This is a genomic window from Algoriphagus halophilus (genome assembly GCF_900129785.1).
Classification (GTDB): Bacteria; Bacteroidota; Bacteroidia; order Cytophagales; family Cyclobacteriaceae; genus Algoriphagus; species Algoriphagus halophilus.
The window spans coordinates 529,697-552,383 of the sequence record NZ_FSRC01000002.1; the positions used below are offsets into that span (position 1 = coordinate 529,697).

Consider the following 22,687-nt stretch of genomic DNA (forward strand, 5'->3'; position numbering starts at 1 on the left):
GTAGGCAGTATTCAGAATAGAATCATCAGGAAAAAATAGCCTTCGACTCCGCTCAGGCTGATATTGGAGATTTAGAATACAAACAAGGAATTAACCGATAATTATTAACAAATACAGGTGGAAAAAGAAACAGGTTTAAAAAGAGAAATTGGCGTCTGGGGGCTTTCTGCCAACATTGTCAACATTATAGTAGGGGCAGGGATTTTTGTCTTGCCAGCCATTGTTGCAGAAATCATGGGTTCCTCGGGAATCATCGTCTACCTTTTCTGTGGATTTTTGATCGCCTTGGTCATGCTTTGCTTCGCAGAAGCTGGAAGTAAAGTCACCCGATCTGGAGGAGGGTATGCTTATATAGAAACGGCATTCGGTCCTTACCCCGGATTTTTGTCAGCCATTTTTATAGTAGCGGGCAGTGTGTTTTCTGATGCAGCTGTGGCCAATGCCTTAGTAGAGTTGATCGGCTTAGCTTTTCCGGTTTTTACAGACCCTGTCAATAGATTCCTTTTAATGTTTGTGTTTTTCTCCAGTTTGGCTTTTCTAAATGTCATTGGAATAAAACAGGGAATCGGCTTGGTCAAAATCAATACGGTTGCAAAACTTACCCCCATCTTATTACTGATACTCTTTAGTTGGAAAGATGTATCATTTTCCAACCTTTATTGGGAAACAGCTCCCTCCTTTAATCAATTTGGACAGGCCTGTCTAATATTGTTCTTTGCTTTTCAGGGTGGGGATGCAGGCTTATCAGTTGGAGGTGAAATCAAAAACCCTCAAAAGACCGTTCCAAAAGCAATTTTTACTGGAATTCTATTTGTATTAATCCTATATGTCTTAATTCAAACCGTGGCACAAGGCGTCATGGGAGATCAATTACCTGAGTATAAGGAGGCTCCATTAGCGGCAGTGGCTAACGTGGTTTTTGGACCAATAGGGTATTCTGTTTTATTAGTAGGCGCTGGAATTTCCATGTTCGGTATGTTAAGCGGAGAAATCCTTAATCTTCCAAGGGTAATTTTTGGACTGGCCAGTGACAAAGTCATACCACTAGATAAGTTGGCATTAATTCACCCAAGGTTTAAAACTCCATACATGGCCATTCTGCTTTATGCGAGTTTAGGTTTTACGCTGGCCACATTGGGAGGCTTTCGTCAACTAGCGGTTATCGCTTCAGCGAGTATGCTGTTGGTTTATTTTGGAGTTTGTTTATCTGTTATCTGGTTGAGAAAAAAACAAAAAGCCAAAAAAGGCGATTTCAAAATTCCATTCGGCAATACGGTGCCTATCCTTTCAGCAGGTATTATTCTTTTTTTCCTTTCCAATTTGACGGGATATGAGAAAACAGGTCTTTTCGTTTTTTTCCTCGCATTGACAGTAATTTATTATATGGTGAAAGCTATTCGAACTAAAAAATCATGATTTGATGGGAAACAACCAAACTGGCTTGAAACGTGAGATTGGTATATTGGGCGTAGTCACCAATGTTCTTAGTATCTCAATTGGAAGTGGAATATTTCTCTTGCCAGCCTTGGTATTTGTTATTTTAGGAAACGGAAGTATTCTAGCTTATATTTTTTGTGGACTGATTTTTTTAGCCCTTGGCTTATGCTTCGCGGAAGTAAGTAGTCGAATCTCCGATACAGGAGGGATGTATGTTTACATAGAGCGGGCATTTGGCCCTTTGGCTGGTTTTCTAGCTAATATCACCTATTTATTTGGAGTGGCCGTATTGGCATGTGCGGCATTGCTTAATGCCATGGCGGATATTGCCTCCACCTCATTTCCGCTTCTTCAGGAATCCTGGGCAAGAATCTTATTTTTCGTATTGATTTTGGGTATCATATCCCTGCTTAGTGTACGAGGAATTAAGGACAGTATGGTCTTTGTGAAATTACTGACTTTCACAAAGGTTTTGGCAATTCTAGCACTGGTGATTTTCGGATTTTCAGCCATCAATATAGAAAACATCATGTGGACTGGATTTCCTGAATTTTCCAAAATTGGAGAAGCTTCCCTTCTCTTGATATTCGCTTTTCTGGGGGGTGAATTAGCATTAAGTATCGGGGGTGAAATGAAAAACCCAAAGCGAACCGCACCTTTAGGATTCGTGATTGGAATATTTGGAGTGGTTTTAATTTTCTGTTTAATCCATTTGGCAGTTCAAGGAGTCCTTGGCCAGACTTTGATCGACAATCAGGATGCCCCTCTTGCAGAATTAGCAAAAAACCTGGCTGGAAATATTGGGTTTATTTTGATACTTATAGTCTCATTTATTGCAGTATGGAGCACCTTTAGCTCCATTTTTTTACTTAAAAACCGGATTCTTTATGCTGGGGCTGTAGATGGCCTTTTACCAAAAATATTCGCAAAACTTCATCCCAAATATGGCACGCCTGCTATCGCCATTCTATTCTTAGCAATATTAGAATTAGTAATTGCAAGCACAGGAACCTTTCGATACTTATTGATTTTAGTCACGGCTAACTCCATCCTTATCTATTTCGGTGCGATTCTAGCCTTTTTCAAATTTAGATTAATAGATAAAAAAACAGGTCCAGAAGTATTCAAAGTAAAAGGAGGATACTTTATTGGAGTATTTGCCTTGATTGCCTTGGCTTGGGTTTTTTCACGATTACCATGGGTGGAGATTCAAGGAGTTTTCATTTCCCTTGTCACCTTAATCCTGATCTATTTTACTCTTAACTATCTGAAAATTAAAAGGGAAAAAGAAATTACTTAGCTTTTTTCATGAAAACCTTGCCTCTGATGACAAAAGTAATTTTGTGTTTTTTCCCCCAATCTTGTTCCAATACTAAAACCCATTCCATTCATCTAAAAATCAACTATATATGAATATTAAATTTTATCTAATAGTGGTATTAGCGCTTGTATCATCCCTGCCGATAAATGCCCAGCAGAAATCAAACTTGGAACTCAAAGACATTTTTGATCTGGAGTATGTAACAAACCCATCCATTTCACCAGATGGTACCAAAGTGGTTTATGTCAGAAATTTCAAAGACATCATGACTGACAGAGATTATTCCAACCTCTGGATCAGTAATGTTGATGGGACTCAAAATCGCCCATTAACTCAAGGGAATCATCGGGACCTAGGCCCAGTTTGGTCTCATGATGGTAACAAAATCGCCTATCGATCCAATCAGCAAGATGAGAAGATGAAGCTTTTTGTCCTCTATTTGGACACCCAAGAATCTGTGGCTTTAACCAATTCTGCCAATGCTCCAGGTTCAGCTTCCTGGTCCTATGACAATCGGGAATTGGCTTTCACTCAGTTTGTGCCTAAAGCCAAAAAATCAATACTGAACATTCCAAATAAGCCTGAAGGGGCTAACTGGAATGAAGTCCCCATCTATATCGATGAGATGAATTACCGCGGTGATGGTGCGGGATATTTCAAAGCCGGAAATTCTCAGATATTTACAATCGGATTATCAGGCGGAACAGCGAGACAAAGGACTTTTGATGATAACAATTACGGTTCCCCAATTTGGAGTAAAGATGGAGCAAGCTTGTTTTTTTCTGCCAATCTTCATGAAAATCATGATTTGGAACCTGGCAATTCTGAAATCTACCAACTCGATCTTCATTCGGGAAATGTCTCCGCATTGACCTCGAGATTTGGGCCAGATAGTGGACCTGCACTTTCTCCTGATGGGACACAGATTGCGTACACAGGATTTGATGATTCGTATCAAGGGTATCAGGTTACAAATCTTTATTTAATGAACATGGATGGTTCAGGGGTCAAAAACCTGACTGCAGATCTGGATCGAGATGCTGGAAATCCACAATGGGAAGCAAATGGAAAAGGGATCTATTTTCAATATGATGAATTTGGCGATACAAAAATTGGGCATGTAGCGCTTACCGGCAAAATAAGAACAGTGGTAGAAGGGCTTGGTGGTTTGGATCTAGGGAGGCCTTACAATGCCGGTGATTTTTCAGTTTCTGACAACGCTAAGTTTGCATTTACCCTGGGAGGCCCGGAACACCCTTCTGATTTAGCGGTTTGGTCTGATGGGGAAATCAAAAGGATAACAGCTCTAAATGACGATGTGTTCTCCTACCGTAATTTGGGAAAAGTGGAAGAAATCTGGTGGGAATCATCTTTTGATGGATTGAAAATCCAAGGATGGATCGTAACGCCACCCAATTTTGACCCAAATAAAAAATATCCGTTCATTCTGGAAATCCATGGAGGTCCTTTTGCCATGTATGGTCCTGCATTTTCGTATGAAATTCAGCAATATGCCGCTGCAGGTTATGTCGTGCTTTATTCCAATCCGAGAGGAAGTACCGGTTACGGGCAGGAATTTGGGAACGCTATTCATCATGATTATCCGAATCATGATTATGAAGATTTGATGTCCGGAGTAGATGCGGTCATTGAAAAAGGATATATAGACACCGACAACCTCTTTGTCACTGGTGGTAGTGGCGGTGGTTTGCTGACTGCCTGGATTGTAGGAAAAACCGATCGTTTTAAAGCTGCTGTCGTTGCAAAGCCCGTGATCAACTGGTCCACACATGTCCTATATGCCGATAACCCTGCATTTTTTACGAAATACTGGTTTCCCGGAAATCCATGGGAAGAACCTGAAAATTATACCAAGCGCTCCCCGATTACTTTTGTTGGAAATGTCACAACTCCTACCATGCTCCTGACTGGAGAAGCAGATTACCGAACTCCTATAGCCGAGTCGGAGCAATTCTATGCAGCATTGAAATTACAGGAGGTGGAGACCGCGATGGTACGCATTCCCAATGCCTCCCACGGTTTGGTCGATAGACCCAGTATGCTCATGAGCAAATCAGCTTCTATTTTAAGTTGGTTCAACCACTACAGAGATCAAAAATAACTTCCCTTCAACTCACATTGCCATGAAAAAGCTCTTATTCACTTTGATTATTACCTGTTCCGTGATGGCATTCATACATGCCCAAGGAATCGTATATCCAGCCATTCAAGGATATGGAGGCGTCAACGAAGTCCCCTTTGAAACAATTAAACCAGATCCTACTAAGAAGTATCATTTCGTGATCGAATTTAGCAACAGGATTGAAGACAAAAAAAAGGTATCAGATGATTTAGACTATGCTGCCAGAATGTACAATCTGCATATTTATGCAGGCGTACCAAAGGAGAATATCGATCTGGCCTTCGTAGTTTTTTCAGGTTCGACGTCTATTGTCCTTTCGAACGAAGAATACAAAAAGCGATTTGGGGTGGAAAATCCAAATAGTGAACTTTTGGACGAGTTTAAAAAACATGGTGTCAGAGTAATTGTATGTGGACAATCCATGATGAAACAAAGGCTTGACCCTGCCATGATTTATCCTGGAATAGAAATGGCAGTATCCAGATTTACTGCAACTACTGATTTGATGAATAAAGGGTACTTATTGTTCAGCCTTTAATCTTATCCTATGCAGCCTTTTATAAAGCCATTTTTAAAGTTTTTCTTAGTCATATTGATGCTTCAGACTTTCCAAGTATTTGGGCAGCAAGCTGAAATCAATCAAATCCTTACCCAAAGGGAAGCATCCAATCAAGCATTAAGAAATTTTGATGAGGACCTCAATAGTACTTTCTTGACTGAGGAGGTATTGATAACTACGGGAGCAGGAACCTTGATATCTGGAAAAGCTAAGCTGATGGAATATATCAAAAATTCAAGCGGCCCAAGAATGTATTGGGTGAGAACCCCTGATGAAATCAAGGTAAATCCAGAATCCAATTTAGCCTGGGAAACTGGAACTTGGAAAGGGTTTGTAGAGGGATCAAAGGAATCGGTTGTAGGTGGAAAGTATTCCGCTCAATGGACGAAGGAATCTGGAATTTGGCTGATCCAATCGCAGCTGTTTGTTACACTACCTAATTGACCTGATGATGGGAAAGAATGAAGAGGGAGTAAATAAATCCACTCCCAAAAAACCAAAGGAAAAACGAGGTTGGACCTCCTACCTCAAAGAATTCTTCATGCTTTTTCTGGCAATATTTTGTGGCTTCCTAGCTGAAAATTACCGGGAATCTCTGAGTGCCCAAAAGATTGAAAAAGAATACATGGTTTCTCTGATGGAAGATCTGAAAACAGACACCACTAATCTTAAATCTTATATCTCATCAATGAAAGAAAGGAGCAAAATCATGGATTCTTTAGCAGTGATGATGCTTTCTGATGAAAGAAATCAATTTGGAAATCAGATATACTTTTTGGCAAGGCAAGTCTTTAACGAAGAGCCATTTATCTACTCTGATGGCACCATCCAACAGCTAAAAAATGCCGGAAACCTTCGCCTAATCAAAAAAAGAAACATTGTCGATGAATTACTCAAATATGAAAAGAAAGTAAGGATCCTGGAAGAATGGGACCAAAATGAAAGCAAAACAAAATCAACATTCCGAGAGATGGGAGGTAAAGTATTTAATTCCAATGACCTTAACGCGACAATGGATGCAACCATGAAATTTGTCCTACCCACCACTAATCCCCAGTTGATTACAGATGATTTCAACACCATTAATGAGTTGGCCTTTCAAATTCATTTTATATCCAAAATGTCCTTGGGCAATAGTAATCGAGCAGAATCCTTACGAAAAAGCGCCAAAGAACTATTGAGCCTTGTACACGAAGAATATAACTTAAATTGACTATGGGAAAGTCCTCAAAAAACCAAGACCCCACTAGTAAAAGAAGTCAGTTTATTCAACCATTAAGTCTGGATAAAAAGAACTGGGAATCCTATATCAAGGAATTTTTGATGTTATTCCTGGCAATCGTTCTCGGCTTTTTTGTGGAAAATCTTCGGGAGTCCTATGTGGAGCAGCAAAGTGCCAAAGTACTTACCCAATCGATGCTGGAGGATTTAAAACAGGACAGAAAAGCATTAAAGGAAGCGATAAGTTTCGCTGAAGAAAAAGACTTGGTGATCGAAAATTTCCTCCAAATGCTTCACACCCCAAAAGAATCTTGGGATACAGTAGCCATTTATAAAAGTATGACAACAGTTTTCACCACTTTCCCTTTTTCCCCAACAGACGGAACCTACTCCCAAATGAAATCATCTGGAACGCTTCGTTATTTTAATCAAATACTGGTCAATCAAATGAATGCCTATGACAACCAACTGAAGAAAACGGTTTTTAGAGATGAAATTGTTGAAAAGGCAGAATGGGAATTAGTTCCGTTAGCAGGTACTCTGATCAATTTTGAAGTAACTGGAGAATTACGGTTTAACAAACCTATAACCAAAGAAATGTACCTCAAGATTCCCGATAAAAACACGTTGGATATTCTTATCAATAATGTCGCCGTTGTTCGGACAATGATGGGGAGATCTCTTCAGGAGTATGAGTCTCAACTTGCTTTGGCAGAGGACCTTATTACTGAGCTAGAATCTCGGTAATCTCTGGAAAAATATCGATATTATATTTTTTACTTTATAAACCTTCTGAAAAATTCAGTTGAAATGGATGTAAACAAAAAATTAGGAAATCATGGGAATGTTTTGGGATTTAATTCAGCAAAGTGAAATAGAAGAACAAAAGGAAAAGGCAGTTTCTATCGAGCAACGTGTATTGTACTTAGAGGAAGAGCTTGAAAAGACAAGACTCTTGTTAATAAAAACGCTGCATCTCCTCGAAAAAGAACTCGGGAAAGATATTGATGGGGATGGAAAAGTAGGCTAAACCTTTCCGATAATAAAAAACGATGATTTCATTTTTAAGGAAAATCCGCCAGAAACTCCTGAGTCAAAACAGGGTCACCCAATACCTAGCATACGCTATAGGAGAAATATTTTTAGTGGTAATCGGAATATTGATTGCCTTGCAGATAAATACTTGGAATCAGCAGCGAATTGAAAATAATGAAGAATTAGAAATTCTTTTAGGGCTAAAAGATGAATTTGAAAATAATCTTGAGGAGTTAAACTTTAGTATCACTATCAATACTAAAGTAACTGAGGCCTGTGTGCAACTCACCCAATTAATAAGATCCAATTCTATCGCAAATGATTCCGATTTGTTGGATGACCTACTAGTGAGGATTGGTACATTTAATTCTTTTGATGCTCAAACAGGAGTATCTAGTGAAATCGTGAATTCAGGAAAATTAACCCTACTTAAGAATGATGCCCTTCGCACTCGGATTATTAATTGGCTGACACTCTTAATAGATCAAGAAGAGGATATTCTTTTTAGATCTGATAATTATACCATGAACATGATGCCTTTTTTAATGAAACATTTCCCTTTAGCAAATGGAGAGCTTACTAAAAAACTTCCTTTTGATAAGAAAAAATATCTCCAGAACTACCAGGAAAAATCCCCATTTAAGTTCAATATAGCTAAGGAAGAATATTTAGAGTTTGAGAATCAAATTTGGCATCACAAGCATAACAATGATTACGTGTCAATAAACGAATTAAACTTAAAAGACTTTCTAAAAATAACACTCCAGATGATAGAGGAAGAATTGAATAAAAAAAAATAGAATGATTTCATTTTTTAGAAAAATCCGCCAAAAACTCCTAGCTCAAAATAGAGTGACCAGATACCTTGCATATGCTGTAGGAGAAATCCTTCTCGTGGTGATTGGAATTCTCATTGCCTTACAGGTAAATAACTGGAATGAAGAAAGAAAGAATAATAAAATACGTGAGGTCTTTCGAAGTTCCCTAAAGAAAGATCTCCAAGCAGACACTTCCTATCTAAAAGCCACTATTCAAAAACTTCAATTGGAAAGTGAGCAATTAACGCAGTTTAAAAGTCTCATCAATGAAATAGGGACTGATAAAAATGCTTTGATAGGCTTAATAAATACTAAAATGGTGCCTTTTATTACCCCATTTAGTGGGTTCAATAATAACACTTATCGTTCATTTGCCAACTCCGGAAGGCTTGAACTTATAAGTTTGGACCTCCAAGAAGATCTATTTAAACTAAATTCATTTCAAGTAATTGTTGAGCGCGATTCAGAAAAATATATTGATCTATATTTCAGTAATATCGAGGCTTTTAAACTACCAATTCCGGTCGATATTCAATTATTACAAAATGGACCAGTCACCGATGCAATATGGAAGGCGACTAATATTGAAACTATTGGAGTCAGATTGAACTCTTGGGGTACTTCCAAAAAGAACTATTATAGAATCATATTGCCATATTTGAATCAAGCACAAGAGAGGACAACTCAGATTCTTAAGAAATACTTTTCTGAAGAAAGTCAAAACTAATTGGTAAAGGCATGGCTGTGATTCTGATTCTTGAAGAACTTGAAAAGTTTTAAAAATCTGCATAAAAAAAATTAAGATGATCTCCTTTTTCCGCAAAATCCGTCAAAAACTCTTAAGTCAAAATAGAGTGACCAGGTACCTTGCATATGCTGTGGGTGAAATTCTTCTCGTGGTGATTGGAATTCTGATTGCCTTGCAGATTAACGAGTGGAACCAACAACGGATTAATAAGAAAATCTCTTTACAACTTCACCAACGACTTCTGGAGGATTTCGAGTTGATAGAAATTCGTACTCAATCTTCTATTGCTGATGCAACTGAGTCTATGGAGCTTATTAGCTTCGCCCTTTTGTGTTTTGATCAAAAAAGCATTCCCAAGGGAGAAGAAGTAAAATTTGACCTTGCCATTCGACAGTTTTACCGATTTACCTATCCTGCCCTGCCAATGGCTACCTACGATGAAATGAAAAGTAGTGGGAAACTAGACTTGATTTACAACTTAGAGGTCAGAAACCAGCTGAACGCCTTTATCAGCCTACTTGAGTCAACCGAATTAATTTTGGGAAATGCAGGGCAATCAATTCAAAACAACCTTATTTATTACGATAAGTACATCAGGTCAGAAACTAATGCACAATCATTGAATCTTTCATTCTCTTATGACTTTGAAAAAATGGCAAGATCTTGAATACCAAAATAAACTATCAAGAGTTGGTGTAAACTGGAGGGCAGTGGCCTTTTTCAATAAGGGAATTCAAAAACAAGTAGAAAACTTGAGGAACTTGATTGAATCAGAAATAATCAAACTCAAATGATCTCCTTCTTCCGCAAAATCCGTCAAAAACTCCTAGCTCAAAATAGAGTGACCAGGTACCTTGCATATGCTGTGGGAGAAATCCTTCTGGTGGTTATTGGAATTCTGATTGCATTACAGGTAAATAATTGGAATGAAAATAGAAAAGATGCAGAAAAGGAAATTCAATTATTGACAAACCTACAGGTTGAATTTAAAGACAACCTGAAAGACTTGGATTCTATATCAATCGAAGTTGAAGAGGTTATATACTCCTTAGAAAAATTATTTGACTCTTTCTCAAGGGAACCCTCGCCTAATTTGAGAGACTCGGTCGATAGGTGGATAGCTTCGGGCCTTCAATCACCAAATTGGAAACCAAGTCAATATATTCTAAATAGTTTAACCAGTTCGGGGAGTATAACTAACCTAAAAAACGAACGATTAAAACTATTACTATATCAATGGTCAAGACAACAAAATGAAATGTTGGAAGTGCAATTGAGGTCAGAGGAGACAGGCGAGGAAATCATCTCTTATGTCAAAGAGTTTGGATCCTTAAGGAATATCGATACGACCCATTCTGACTTTAAATACGAATCTTCAACATTAGGCAAAAGTAATAGCGGTTTGTTATCAGATGTTAGATTCGAAAACCTGATCGACGATAAACTGTACATGTACAAATTGACGAAGAAATGGTTAGAAACTGCTAAGAAAACATTGGAACAATTGATTGAAGAGACAAACAGTTAGAGGAATATATTATGATTTGTTTCTTGCTTAATTGTTGGCCTGTATTGAAATAAACTACTTCTATCAAAAGTTTAAATTGTATTTTTTGAAGGGAAGCCAAATGCATGATTTCCAATAATTTCCTTATCTTCTTGGAAGTTTTTATCAGCCATCACCAGCCCAATCGAATTGAAGAAGTTTACTATTATCTTTCTACTTTTTTTTAGCCAAACTGCATTTTGTCAGGAAGGTGCACAATGGAGAACGATCCCATCTCTCACCGATTGGGTTGAAGAAGTCAATAATTGGCCAGACGAAATCTACAGGGAGAGAAATCTTAAAATCTTGATTGACCCTATAAAGGACAAGGATTACATTTCCTTTTCAGATAGCGTTGCCTATGAACCGGTTGATTCCTTCCCCAGGATGACTATAAACAAAAGGATCAATATCTGGGATATTCAGTTTATGGGTGATCCGTACTTGTTCAGTGGTTTATCATTGAAGAATTTACATTTCAAAGAACGAGTAGATTTCTTTAGAATAAAAAATGGGAGACTATCCTTTAAAAATTGCGTCTTTGATAATGAACACCAAGTCCGTATCATCAACACGCTTTTTTATTTGGCTTATTATGATTGTGAATTCAAAGATGAATTTAGAAACAACAATCCTCAAGAGCCATTGGATATCCTCTTTTATAACTGTCGATTTCATAAGTCATTTGAGCTTTCCAGTGACCAGGGTATCCCAAATGTTTATATCAAAAATTCAACTTTTGAAGAAATTGTTAGCTTCAATGAAACCAGTAAGTTTAACACTGTTAGCATTCACCAAAGCACCTTTAAATCTGATCTATTATTAAGTCGCCTTCAAATTGATAATACACTAGAAGTAATAGCTTCCACTATTTCATTTATCAATCTGGATGGCAGCAAGCTTCCAACTGAAAACACCTATCTCCCATTCAGTCAAATTAGTCATAAAATTGGAGTTCAGTCCCTCACAGATCAGACCTATTTTTTCGCAAACAAAGCTGAGGACTTTTCTTCCAAAACAAACTATGATCACGTAATAGCACAATATGCCAAACTGTTGGCGGTCTATAAATCAAGATCGGAAATGGACAGCTATAATGATTGCTATGTAGAGATGAGAAATAAACAAACTGCTTATTCTCAATACCATTATAAAAAAGATAGGTCTTTTGAAAACTGGCTGGTTTTTTCGCTCAATCGCTTTTTGAGTGTATTTAGTGATTATGGCACACGTCCATCCAAAGCAATTTTGATTTCTATTTATGTGATCCTAGGATTTGCCCTCATCTACCTTTTCTTCCCCAATTCTTGGGATGCACATGGCAAAAACCGAATCTTGGATCGCTACCGCTTTTTCATTAAATACCTTCAGAGAAATGCCGGAGTTCACGAGGTTTATCTCGAAGAAAGAAAACAAGACCTAATGGGGTATGAAGAATTCAAAATTCTGATTTCGAATTCGGGAAAATCAATACCGAGGTTCTTTTCTGCAACAGCTCTCCCTCTTTATCATTGGGCTGTTTCTGGCAAACGAATGACTGCTAAAATCCTAAGTAAATTCGACATTTTAAAAGGGACTTGGGAAGATCTTCCTGGAAGCCAAAAAGCTTGGAAGTCATTTCTGCTGACCGGAACTTTTTTGTTAGCCTTGACTTATGATCTGTTGATTAAAGTACTGAATGCACTCATGCTCTCCATCAATACCTTTACTACACTAGGTTTTGGAGAGATTCCCATCAAGGGATTACCCAGATACCTCGCAATAATCCAGGGGTTTATCGGCTGGTTTATGCTGACCATATTCTCTGTTTCATTGATAAGTCAATTATTGAATTGATATGAAATCGAGCATGTCGAATTCAGTAAATACTGTGATGATCTCCTAGAGAGATTCCCCACCCAAATGGTGTCAGCCGGGCGGGCATGTGCCATAAAAAATTATAAACACATGAAAAGATTACTTATCACCCTCAAAGAAAAATGGCCGGAATACATCCTGGAAATTCTCGTTTTGATCATCGGCATCTTTAGTGCCTTTGAGCTAACAAACTATGGGGAAAACAAAAACCGGCGAAAAGCAGAACTTGAAATCCTGAAAGGTTGCAAGATAGAACTGATGACCGATCTGGCGGAAATTGATTTAAATATGGGTGAACTCAGAAAAAGCAAGGGCTCATTAGACCTAATCCTGGAGGTATTGGAAAATGACGGCACTTACCATGATTCACTTGCATTCCATTTCAATTATTCAATTCTTCCGATGCATTTTGTTCATTCCACCAGCTCCTTTGAAACTGCAAAATCCAAGGGACTCGACATTATTTCCAATCAGGATATTCGGACTAAGCTGATTTCAATATATGATTCGCAATATGATTTTTTCCTACAGGGTGAGGCAGAGGAATTAGCAGAGGTCCAGTATGGGATGAGGCATATCCTGAAGGGAAGGTTTGAAGAAGGTTGGAATTATCCAAATTCGGATAATACGTTTTCAGGCACCATGGTTCCTATAGACTTTGAATCCCTTAAAAGGGACCAGGAGTACCTTTATTTCATCAAAACCCAGAGAAACCGTACCAGATCGTATATCGAGTTCTTTTATACAAATCTTAAGAAATCAGTGGTATCTATGATTCAAGATTTGGAGGAAGAAATCCAAAGACTTGAATCATGAAAAGAATCTTTACCACACTCAAAGAAAAATGGCCGGAATATATTCTGGAGATACTGGTAATTACCATCGGTATTTTGGGTGCTTTTGCGCTGAATAACTGGAATGAGCAGAAAAAAGATAATATCAGAAAAGCCCTACTTCTAAATGCCTTGACTCAAGAGTTCCAATCCAATCTCTCACAATTAAATGAAGTCATTTTCTATGATGAATTGGTTTCCAAAAACTCTCTGAGATTATTGCTTTTAGAAGAAAAAGATATGGAGTTGATACCTGAAGATACCATGAGGTTTCTTCTTCAAAATTCCAGTTGGATTTGGACATTCGATTCTAGATCTGGGGCATTAAGATCTGGCATTTCCTCTGGTAATATTCATTTGATTCAAAATGACAGTTTGGTAAACTTATTATTCAGCTGGCAAGATATAGTAAGTGATGCCAATGAAAATGAGTCATGGAGTTTAGATCACCGAATGAACAAAGACTTTGTGATTGAAAAGTATGTTCCAAAAGTGACCTATAGAAGTTTCAAAAACAAGGAAATGGGGGCAAGCAAGCATCCTGCAAACTATAAAAAACTGATTTTAGACCCTGAATTCGAAACATATATATCAGAACGATATAGTCATATGAACGATGCCCTAAAGGAATTACATCAGGTAAAAGCGTTAAACATTCTTATTTTGCAACTCATTGAAAACGAGTTAAAAAACTAACTTAAAAATGATCTCAATTTTTAGAAAAATCCGAGACAAACTCCTGAAGACCAACTTCTCACTACATATTTAGTAAATGCTGTATGGGAAATATTTTTGGTTGTTATAGAAACTATGTTAGCGCTTCAAGTCAACAAATGGGTATAGAAAACCAATCAAAGAAATAACCGTTTAGGAAACCCCAAAAAGTCAAAAATAAGTTTCGACTCGGGTTAGAATCTATTTTACCTGCACAGATCAACAAAATCGGATTGACATAAACCTTCTTCGTCATTCCGGGTTGAGCGAAACGAAATTCAGAAACCTCATTTTAGTTCTTTATCTCAATAATTCTTCCTGGTGTCCATGGAGCTTGATTTGCGTCGAGCTCTGCATTGATGGCCGGTACATCAACCTCTACCAGTTGCTTCAGACTTGCAATGACTGGATTCAAATAGTTCTCTGCAATTCGTTTAACCTCTTTAGAAGTAGTGGTGGGATCCGTTAAACTGGTAGATCCAGAATATATTGCCGTATTCACCCGACTACTTAGCGATGGCGCCTGATCGATTTCTAGCTCTCTTTTGATTGGATCCCCAAACATGGTCAGTTCAATCTCATCCAATACATTTTCCATGGCATCAATTTTTTCATCCAAAGAGGTGCTTTTCACTACTCTTGCAGCTGCCTGGTAATATTTCAATGCTTCACGCAACTGATTATAAGAATTTCTCGCACCATTTGCTGATTTGGAAAGCTCCATCAGTTCCTGATGAAATGCGAGCATCGCTGCAGGATCTGCGATTGGGACAATTTGATTATCCAATGTTTTTACCTCGAAGGGTACCGCTTCCGTGAGTGGGGTTATTTCCCCATTGATACTTTTTGCCAGCTCAACAGTATAGGTTCCAGGCAGTACCATAATTCCTGATGGGAGATCTTTCATGGGATCTGCGAGACTGGTATTTACTTGATCGATGGCAGGATATTTTAAATCCCAGAATACTCGATTAATACCTTCTGTTGCACCTCTTCTAATCTCGTTAACTACTTCACCATTCACATCTTTAATGGTAAAAATCAGGAAGGGCTTTTCTTCCTCTTTCTCAGCCATTAGCTGCTCATAGCTTGGATAATAAACGGTCTCACCAGCTTTCCTTTTCTCATCCTCACTTTTTTTTCGTTCACTTTCTAGCGTAGGGTATTTTTCCTTTAGAAAATAGGTAAAGGCGGCTCCAAATGGAGGGTTTTCACCCAAGTAGTACGTCTCCCCTTGAAATCCTTTTGGGCCTAACCAAGAGATGGTTTTACTTGCAGCGATGGGACTATAAGGTTCATATTGTAAAGCCTCTGAAACAGGGAAAATATGTGCTTCTTTCTCTAAAAGTTCCTTGGACAACTCACGAAGTGCCGAGTAATCGTCGAGAATATAAAATCCCCTTCCGAATGTACCCAATACCAGGTCCTTTTCTCTATCCTGAATGTTGATATCTCTAACAGCGATGGTGGGTAGTCCTTTTGACAGTTTTTGCCAATATTGACCTCCATCGAGCGAAGTATAACACCCAAACTCAGTACCAACAAATAATAAGTTTGCAGCTACAGGGTCTTCTGCAATAGCATAAACGGATCCTTTTTCGGGCAGATTTGCTTTAATGCTTGTCCAGCTTTTTCCCATATCCGTACTTTTCAAAATATAGGGTTTAAAATCACCTTGTTTGTGATTATTAAATGCCGCATATACGGTATTCTTATCATGGGCAGAAGCAATGATTTCATTCACATAGGTCATGTCAGGTACGCCTGGAAATGAACTGTAACGCGTCCAGCTTTCTCCTCCATTTGCAGACACGTGGATCAATCCATCGTCGGTGCCAGCGTAAAGCAGATTCTCATCAATGGGAGATTCTGCAATGGCCACAATGCTACCAAAAGGCGTAGTAGATTGATTTTTTGCTACCGCGTCCATAGGCCAAACCTTACCCATTACTTCTAGCTTGTTTCGATCTATACCTCTGGTCAGATCGCCACTCACTTCACGCCAGCTTTCGCCCATATCATCACTTCGATGAACTCGATCAGAAGCATAATACAAGCGTTTGTGATCGTGACTGCTCACCAGCAAAGGTGAATCCCAATTCCAATTGTAGGAGTAATCTCCCTCCAAAGGTTGAGGTACTATGTTTTTGGTCTGGCCTGTTTTCCTATCAAATCTCGCCAGGTTACCATACTGAGATTGACTGTAAATAATATCTGGGTTTTCGGGATCCACATGTGGTTCAAAACCATCACCCAGTGTTGTCACGAACCAGTCGCGATTACTAATTCCGGTAGTCTCTGTTGTTTGTGAGGGACCTCCGAAGCTGAAATTATCTTGGGTGCCTCCATAAACATAGTAGAAGGGATAGTCAGTGCTCACTCCGAGCTTATAAAACTGTGTCACAGGAAGATTTGGGAAGAAACGCCAAGTTTTTCCACGGTCCCAAGACTCATAAACTCCCCCATCATTTCCATTGAGCAAATAATTGGGATTATTGGGGTCAATCCACAAGGCATGATTATCAATGTGTTTGTTTTTCTCCCCAACTTCCTTGAATGTCTTCCCACCATCTTCAGAAACAGCCGCATAGGTATTCATCACATAGACCAGGTCGACATCCACTGGATCAGCGATTACCTCTTGGTAATAGTTTCCGCTGGATGAATAGTCACTTTGGCGCACCCAGGATTCTCCAAGATCAGTGGATTTGTAAAATCCTCCTTTATCCTCTTGCGCTTCTACCACCGCGTAAATTACGTCTGGATTGGCTGGTGAAATATCTAGTCCTATTCGCCCTAAATCACCACTCGGAAGTCCTTTGACAATCTTGCGGAAATTCTCCCCTCCGTCTGTGGACTTGTAAACAGAGGATTCTGGCCCTCCACTGATGTAGGTAAACACATGGCGTCTTCGTTGATGTGCTACGGCATAAATCACATTAGGATTTCTAGGGTCGAGATGCACCTCATGAATGCCTGTATGCTCACTAATATCCAGAATCTTTGTCCAGTTATCACCTCCATCTGTCGTTTTGTACAATCCACGATCACCTCCGGCACTCCAAAGAGGGCCAGTAGCCGCCACATATACTACATCCGAGTTTCTCGGATCAATAGCAATCATCCCAATATGCTCTGATGCCTTGAGTCCTTTATGCTCCCAGCTTTTTCCTCCATCCATACTTTTATAGATCCCATCCCCATAAGCTACACTTCGCTGGTTATTGTTTTCTCCTGTTCCAACCCAGATGACGTTATGGTTATTGGGGTCCATCTCTACCACACCAATCGAGTAAGATCCCTCAGAGTCGAATACCGGCTCAAAGTTGAGTCCCTTGTTGGTAGTTTTCCAAACCCCTCCAGCGGCAACACCCACATAGAATTCACTTGGATTGTCTGGATTTACAGCAAAATCTGCGATCCTACCCGAAGTAAATGCAGGCCCAATGGATCGGAAGGAAAGGCTATTCCAATTGGTTTTATAAATGGCAGGTTTATCATCTTCCTTTTTTTGAGCTACTGCGAAAAAAGCAGAACCGGTAAGTAGTAGAAGCAACAGCGAAAAAGCGATGGTTTTTTGTAGCATAAGAAGTTACTTAGGTCAGTAGTATAGAGGAAGTTATAAAAATTCTTAGAAAATAGCAGGTTTCTCTACCCAAAAGGCCATCTTGAACCAAATCAAGTTCCAATCAATAGGGAGGGGACATTTCATGTTTGATACTCACAGATCCTCCTAGTGCCTAGGCATTTCCCTGTTTTTTGCCATTCGATAATCTGAAGGATAAAAAAACAAATGCTAGAAATGCTTAACTTCAACAAAAGCGAAACTCACCCTAATTGAATGATCTCATTTTTTAGAAAAATCCGCCAAGAACTTCTAAAAGCAAATACCTTTACTCGGTACCTAGCCTACGCCTTGGGAGAAATACTTCTAGTTGTGATCGGGATATTAATTGCGCTTCAGGTAAATAACTGGAATGAAAACAGGAAAGTAGATGCCGCCCAATTTAATCTATTGTCAAATTTCATGGTGGATCTGATGGCCGATTCGGTACTGCTCAAGGATTATGAATCTGATTTATCAGCTGTGATGCAAACCCACAAGCAACTCTTTATGTCAGGAAAAGGAATTCTTTCATATTCTGAAATCGAAAATCCACAATTAATCAGAGGTTCAATTAGGTACCATTCTATTACCCTAAGCAATCATCCAAACATAGGCACCCAAGTAATGGATGATGAAATCATAAATGAAATTCTTGACTACTATCAATTCCTAGCAAGAGTTGACAACTCTTATTTACAATATGACAATGTGGTCAAAGAAACAGTCAGGCCTTATTTAGCAAAAAACTTGGCATTAAACCCTGATTATCTTTTTGACAATGAGAAAGAAGAAAAATCTCCATTGGATCTAGATCAATTCGCTAAAGTAATTTTACAGGATGATTTTGGACAGGTTCTTTTTGAGGCAAATCTTAAAGCTGCAGAAACAATGGAGTTCTTTGAAGAACTGGAAAGTAGAAATTTTGCACTCCGTAATTTGATCAAAAAGAAGGTGTCTTGAATAGAATTCTACTTTGATTCAAAGAAAAAGGTCTCCTGAATTAGAAAGTAAATAAATATGAAAAAGCAATTCCCAATTTATTTATTTATACGAGCTCAGCTATTTTGGATATTGTTGGCTTTTGCTAGATGCCAGACCAAACCGAATGACCTTCAGCCTTTGACTCGGTTCAATCATGTTTACTTGAGCGTTGCTGATATGGATCGGAGTATTGCATTCTATACCAATGCATTCGATTTGGAAGTAGCAAAGCATGTCAAAAAACTAAAAAGGACAAACCTTGATGGGGTTTCTACAGAGTCTGACATCAATTTGGCCTTTTTCAGATTTCCTGGGCAAGGTTTTGTATTAGAAGTTGGCGAAAACCCTGAATTTAAACCTGAAAACAGTTCGGCAAATTATCTCCATGTATGCGTCGAAGTGAAAGATATAGAAACAGCAGGAAAGCGTGTGGAAGAAGCAGGTGGAATACTTTCACGACCTTTATCTTTGGTTGAAATAGAGGGCGTGACAGCCAAAACCATGTTTTTCACAGGACCTGACGGAGAGACCATAGAGCTACTCCAACTTATCTCCGGAGGAATTTAACTCCTTAAAAACCTATTAAGCACTAGCCTAAAACTGTTAGAATATAAATAGTACTCTTCATTAAAATGCTAGATGGGCAGAACAAAACTTTCCGCCCAAATTATTCTTTCACCTCCTTCCAACGCAATTTAATTTTCTCCAAACTCTCTTTTAAAGAGTTCACCGCTCGAATGGTTTGCTGGGTAGGTTGCACATCCGCTGCTTGGATCAGATTCATCATAAATAGGAACTTTTGCTGAAGGCCTACCAAAGTTTCATCAGCCGGATCTGTCTCACGGATACTTCCATACATAGTATCTGGATTTCCTACCCTTCCCATTCCTCTCAGTGCCAATTGCTCCTCGCTTGGCTTGGAATAAGCATCTATCGCTTCAACAATCCTTTGCAATTCATGGTAACTGTCGTAGCAAGTTTTGCTCAAATCCGTTTGCATTTGTAATGCCTCTTCCGAAATAGTTACCCGGGGATCCATTTTGATCGTCAATGGTTTTTCAAAGACCTCACCATCCACTGCCAATCGTACACGGTAAGTTCCAGGCTTCACAAAAGGTCCTTGGGGTGCACTCGGCGTGTTTTTGTAAACTGCTGCAATTGAAAACTCTCTCTTGGAACCTCTAGGAGCTTCGTACTTTAAATCCCATATGAATCGATGGTGTCCCTGAGAAACACCTACTTTTTGCTCTGGTCTGATCCAATAGGTAGGATGAGGCAAAGCTGTGCTGTCTATTTCTTCCGGTTCCTGATCACTTGAAAAGGTCCTAATTACTTGCTCTTGTTCATCTACAATTTCCAATTTGACTTGCTGAGCCGACTGATTGAGTTGGTAATCCAAAATCGCCCCATCGGGAGGGTTTTGGCCGGTCGGCTCTTCCGGAGGAAGAGGTGTATCTGAAAACATATTCCACCTTACTCGATATGTATCAGAAGGAGTAAATAAATAAGCGGACCTTCCTCGGGATTGAGCCATCTCTCTCAATGGAGCAATGTTATCTAATATCCAAGCAGATCGACCATGAGTTCCTACGACTAAATCATTTTCATGAATCACTATATCTCGAATAGAAGTAGCTGGCATATTATTTCTGAGGGACTGCCAATGTTCCCCATCATCTATTGAAAAATACACCTCCCGCTCTGTTCCTGCATATAATAACCCTTCTTTGACTGGATCTTCACGGACTACATTCACTGGACCGTTCGGATTCAAGCCATTCGTGATTAAGTCCCACGTTTCCCCACCATCTCGCGTCCGATAAATGTAAGGAACCATGTCATCTTTTCGAATGGCATTAATGGCAATATATGCGGTCTTTTCATCAAAATGGCTTGCATCTATTTGGGATACCTTGTCCCAAGAACTCATCACAGGAGGAGTAACTTCTTTCCAGTCTTTCCCTCCATTAGTAGTCAAATGTACACGTCCATCATCTGTACCCGCCCAAATAATATCTACATTCAAAGGAGAAGGCCCAAGCGCATAAATCACCCCTTTTCTTGCCATCGTTTCCATTTCAGGAGTCTTGTAATGGCCTACACTGGACGGAACCTCTGGTTGTTCGTAGGTCAGGTCAGGACTTATTATTTCCCAGCTTTGCCCTTCATTGGTGGTTTTCCATAATACATTGGTACCAAAAAGAAGCATCGAATCATCCGCAGGATGGAATAGCAAAGGCATGGTCCTCACAAATCGGTAATCACCTGAACGCAAAGCTTCCGGAGCTACATTGGTTGATTGGCCTGTTCGCTTATCAAAACGCATCACACGGCCTCCATAAATAATATCAGGATTCTTTGGGTCAGGTGCCACGTAAGCATATTCGTCTGCTCCAACACCTATAAATTCCCTAAAACTAATCTGCCCACCGTTTCCCCTACTAGCAACACCGATGGCACCACTTTCTTGCTGACCACCATAAACCCAATAAGGAAATGCATTATCAGTAGTGACATGGTAAAGTTGTGTAGTTGGCTGGTTGTACCAAGAACTCCAAGTATGACCCGCATTCACTGTAACCACTGCTCCTTGATCTGCCACGAAAAGCATGATATCTGGATTTAATGGATTGATCCAGATTCTATGGTAATCATCTCCTCCCGGTGCACCTTTCAGAGAAGACCAGGTTTTCCCACCATCAGCAGAAGTATAAGAGGCAATATTGGCAACGTAAACCCGGTTGGGGTCTTTCGGGTGAACTTTAATTTCTGCAAAATCCCCTCCTCTACCCCAAAGTCTCCTGTCTTGATGAATCAAAGACCAGCTTTCTCCACCGTCCACACTTTTATAAATCCCTCCATTGTCCCTGGCATCGACAGTAGCAAACATAATGTTGGAATTACTTGGAGCAATTCCTACCCCAATTCTTCCCAAGCCTTGATCAGCCCCCGGTAGCCCTTTAGTAATCTTTCTCCAAGTTTCGCCTCCATCTGTACTTTTATAAAGCCCACTATTAGGACCAGAAAATGCTGCATTTTCCCAAGGGCCTTCCTGATGCTCCCACATATCAGCAAACAGAATTGATGGGTTATTGGGGTCAAATTCTACCTGAATTGCACCTGTATTCTCATTGATATAGAGTACTTTTTTCCAGGTCTCTCCACCATCCACTGTCTTAAACACTCCTCTTTGTTCGTTTGCTCCATAAGGGTGGCCTAATCCTGCGACAAAAACAATGTCAGGATCAGTTGGGTGCACAATTAACCTACCTACTTGCTGTATGTCATTCAGTCCTATGTGGGTCCAAGTCTTTCCTCCATCAATACTTTTGAAAATACCATCTCCAACCCCTAAATCAGGCCTATGAAGCCCTTCACCACTACCGACATATAAAATAGAAGGATCGCTGGGAGCTACCGCAATATCTCCAACAGAGCCCGTAGGAGCCTCATCAAAAATAGGATTCCATGTCCTACCATAATCATCTGTTTTCCAAACCCCTCCATTATTTACTCCCATAAAAAACACATTTGGTTGGGAAGGTATCCCCACTCCCCCGACTGTTCTACTAGCCCTAAACGGACCAATCATACGGTATTCAAGGTTTTGATAGTGAGAGGATGAAACTTGCCCAAATATTGGGGAGAGAGAAAAAATAAGTATCCCTACTAATAGAATTCGGAGTTGTTGAAATTGAAGCATTTGGCAAAGATTGGTTTTACTTATAAATAGAAAGATAAAAAAACTATGCTTTAGAAAGCGATCTACTAGCCTACTCATGAGAATGCCTTCCTTTTTTTGAAACTGAAATTCAAGATATCAATATATTTCAAACCTGATTCAGATTAATTCAATAAAAGAAACCT

19 protein-coding genes are annotated in these 22,687 nt (G+C 39.3%); 17 read left to right on the forward strand and 2 right to left on the reverse strand.

The window, feature by feature from the left end; genetic code table 11:
- Nucleotides 1-117: 117 nt before the first annotated feature.
- From BUR11_RS14340 to BUR11_RS14410, 15 genes are all read left to right on the forward strand, one after another.
- A complete protein-coding gene (locus BUR11_RS14340) occupies nt 118-1,416 on the forward strand; it encodes an APC family permease (protein WP_074225675.1) in 1,299 nt (432 codons plus the stop codon).
- Between the two features lie 4 nt (nt 1,417-1,420).
- On the forward strand, nt 1,421-2,737 hold the full coding sequence (locus tag BUR11_RS14345; RefSeq protein WP_074225676.1) for an APC family permease: 1,317 nt from the start codon (nt 1,421-1,423) through the stop codon (nt 2,735-2,737).
- Nucleotides 2,738-2,846: 109 nt separating this feature from the next.
- The gene (locus tag BUR11_RS14350) at nt 2,847-4,880 is read left to right on the forward strand and encodes a S9 family peptidase (RefSeq protein WP_084560983.1); all 2,034 of its coding nucleotides are present in this window, start codon (nt 2,847-2,849) and stop codon (nt 4,878-4,880) included.
- 22 nt (nt 4,881-4,902) lie between these two features.
- Complete coding sequence (locus BUR11_RS14355) at nt 4,903-5,439, forward strand: DsrE family protein (RefSeq protein WP_084560984.1); 537 nt, start codon at nt 4,903-4,905, stop codon at nt 5,437-5,439.
- Nucleotides 5,440-5,448: 9 nt separating this feature from the next.
- Entirely contained in the window at nt 5,449-5,904 is a 456-nt protein-coding gene (locus tag BUR11_RS14360) for a nuclear transport factor 2 family protein (RefSeq protein ID WP_234982170.1), read from the forward strand.
- On the forward strand, nt 5,885-6,673 hold the full coding sequence (locus tag BUR11_RS14365) for a hypothetical protein (RefSeq protein ID WP_143186009.1): 789 nt from the start codon (nt 5,885-5,887) through the stop codon (nt 6,671-6,673). Before BUR11_RS14360 ends, BUR11_RS14365 begins: the two co-directional genes overlap by 20 nt.
- A gap of 2 nt (nt 6,674-6,675) precedes the next feature.
- Nucleotides 6,676-7,428 carry a hypothetical protein gene (locus tag BUR11_RS14370; protein ID WP_074225679.1) on the forward strand — a complete coding sequence of 251 codons (753 nt, stop codon included), beginning with the start codon at nt 6,676-6,678 and terminating at the stop codon, nt 7,426-7,428.
- Nucleotides 7,429-7,519: 91 nt separating this feature from the next.
- The gene (locus BUR11_RS14375; RefSeq protein ID WP_074225680.1) at nt 7,520-7,711 is read left to right on the forward strand and encodes a hypothetical protein; all 192 of its coding nucleotides are present in this window, start codon (nt 7,520-7,522) and stop codon (nt 7,709-7,711) included.
- Nucleotides 7,712-7,826: 115 nt separating this feature from the next.
- The gene (locus BUR11_RS14380; RefSeq protein WP_143186011.1) at nt 7,827-8,516 is read left to right on the forward strand and encodes a DUF6090 family protein; all 690 of its coding nucleotides are present in this window, start codon (nt 7,827-7,829) and stop codon (nt 8,514-8,516) included.
- A 1-nt stretch (nt 8,517) separates the two neighbouring features.
- Nucleotides 8,518-9,261 carry a DUF6090 family protein gene (locus BUR11_RS14385; protein ID WP_074225682.1) on the forward strand — a complete coding sequence of 248 codons (744 nt, stop codon included), beginning with the start codon at nt 8,518-8,520 and terminating at the stop codon, nt 9,259-9,261.
- A 76-nt stretch (nt 9,262-9,337) separates the two neighbouring features.
- The gene (locus tag BUR11_RS14390; RefSeq protein WP_074225683.1) at nt 9,338-9,949 is read left to right on the forward strand and encodes a hypothetical protein; all 612 of its coding nucleotides are present in this window, start codon (nt 9,338-9,340) and stop codon (nt 9,947-9,949) included.
- Nucleotides 9,950-10,072: 123 nt separating this feature from the next.
- Nucleotides 10,073-10,810, forward strand: a complete 738-nt coding sequence (locus tag BUR11_RS14395) for a DUF6090 family protein (RefSeq protein WP_074225684.1) — start codon at nt 10,073-10,075, stop codon at nt 10,808-10,810.
- A gap of 168 nt (nt 10,811-10,978) precedes the next feature.
- Nucleotides 10,979-12,664 (forward strand): potassium channel family protein, encoded by a 1,686-nt coding sequence (locus BUR11_RS14400; RefSeq protein WP_074225685.1) that lies wholly within the window; start codon nt 10,979-10,981, stop codon nt 12,662-12,664.
- Nucleotides 12,665-12,775: 111 nt separating this feature from the next.
- On the forward strand, nt 12,776-13,501 hold the full coding sequence (locus BUR11_RS14405) for a hypothetical protein (protein WP_074225686.1): 726 nt from the start codon (nt 12,776-12,778) through the stop codon (nt 13,499-13,501).
- A complete protein-coding gene (locus tag BUR11_RS14410; RefSeq protein ID WP_074225687.1) occupies nt 13,498-14,214 on the forward strand; it encodes a DUF6090 family protein in 717 nt (238 codons plus the stop codon). The genes BUR11_RS14405 and BUR11_RS14410 overlap by 4 nt, the downstream gene beginning before the upstream one ends.
- 310 nt (nt 14,215-14,524) lie before the next feature.
- Here BUR11_RS14410 and BUR11_RS14415 read toward each other — a convergent pair whose 3' ends face one another.
- Complete coding sequence (locus BUR11_RS14415; protein ID WP_074225688.1) at nt 14,525-17,818, reverse strand: WD40/YVTN/BNR-like repeat-containing protein; 3,294 nt, start codon at nt 17,816-17,818, stop codon at nt 14,525-14,527.
- Nucleotides 17,819-18,073: 255 nt separating this feature from the next.
- Here BUR11_RS14415 and BUR11_RS14420 point away from each other — a divergent pair, with 255 nt between their 5' ends.
- Together BUR11_RS14420 and BUR11_RS14425 are read left to right on the forward strand one after the other, a co-directional pair.
- Nucleotides 18,074-18,799, forward strand: coding sequence for a DUF6090 family protein (locus BUR11_RS14420; protein ID WP_074225689.1), 726 nt, complete (start codon nt 18,074-18,076; stop codon nt 18,797-18,799).
- A gap of 57 nt (nt 18,800-18,856) precedes the next feature.
- On the forward strand, nt 18,857-19,387 hold the full coding sequence (locus BUR11_RS14425) for a VOC family protein (RefSeq protein WP_074225690.1): 531 nt from the start codon (nt 18,857-18,859) through the stop codon (nt 19,385-19,387).
- A gap of 100 nt (nt 19,388-19,487) precedes the next feature.
- On the opposite strand, the gene BUR11_RS14430 is transcribed toward BUR11_RS14425, so the two are convergent.
- Complete coding sequence (locus tag BUR11_RS14430) at nt 19,488-22,412, reverse strand: WD40/YVTN/BNR-like repeat-containing protein (protein ID WP_084561040.1); 2,925 nt, start codon at nt 22,410-22,412, stop codon at nt 19,488-19,490.
- Nucleotides 22,413-22,687 lie beyond the last annotated feature (275 nt).

Excerpts from the sequence above, each read along its gene's own strand:
- BUR11_RS14345 (WP_074225676.1), top strand. The coding sequence starts at position 1,421 with ATGGGAAACAACCAAACTGGCTTGAAACGTGAGATTGGTATATTGGGC.
- BUR11_RS14350 (WP_084560983.1), top strand. The coding sequence starts at position 2,847 with ATGAATATTAAATTTTATCTAATAGTGGTATTAGCGCTTGTATCATCC.
- BUR11_RS14355 (WP_084560984.1), top strand. The coding sequence starts at position 4,903 with ATGAAAAAGCTCTTATTCACTTTGATTATTACCTGTTCCGTGATGGCA.
- BUR11_RS14360 (WP_234982170.1), top strand. The coding sequence starts at position 5,449 with ATGCAGCCTTTTATAAAGCCATTTTTAAAGTTTTTCTTAGTCATATTG.
- BUR11_RS14370 (WP_074225679.1), top strand. The coding sequence starts at position 6,676 with ATGGGAAAGTCCTCAAAAAACCAAGACCCCACTAGTAAAAGAAGTCAG.
- BUR11_RS14375 (WP_074225680.1), top strand. The coding sequence starts at position 7,520 with ATGGGAATGTTTTGGGATTTAATTCAGCAAAGTGAAATAGAAGAACAA.
- BUR11_RS14385 (WP_074225682.1), top strand. The coding sequence starts at position 8,518 with ATGATTTCATTTTTTAGAAAAATCCGCCAAAAACTCCTAGCTCAAAAT.
- BUR11_RS14390 (WP_074225683.1), top strand. The coding sequence starts at position 9,338 with ATGATCTCCTTTTTCCGCAAAATCCGTCAAAAACTCTTAAGTCAAAAT.
- BUR11_RS14395 (WP_074225684.1), top strand. The coding sequence starts at position 10,073 with ATGATCTCCTTCTTCCGCAAAATCCGTCAAAAACTCCTAGCTCAAAAT.
- BUR11_RS14405 (WP_074225686.1), top strand. The coding sequence starts at position 12,776 with ATGAAAAGATTACTTATCACCCTCAAAGAAAAATGGCCGGAATACATC.
- BUR11_RS14410 (WP_074225687.1), top strand. The coding sequence starts at position 13,498 with ATGAAAAGAATCTTTACCACACTCAAAGAAAAATGGCCGGAATATATT.
- BUR11_RS14415 (WP_074225688.1), bottom strand. The coding sequence starts at position 17,818 with ATGCTACAAAAAACCATCGCTTTTTCGCTGTTGCTTCTACTACTTACC.
- BUR11_RS14420 (WP_074225689.1), top strand. The coding sequence starts at position 18,074 with ATGATCTCATTTTTTAGAAAAATCCGCCAAGAACTTCTAAAAGCAAAT.
- BUR11_RS14425 (WP_074225690.1), top strand. The coding sequence starts at position 18,857 with ATGAAAAAGCAATTCCCAATTTATTTATTTATACGAGCTCAGCTATTT.
- BUR11_RS14430 (WP_084561040.1), bottom strand. The coding sequence starts at position 22,412 with ATGATTGGTCCGTTTAGGGCTAGTAGAACAGTCGGGGGAGTGGGGATA.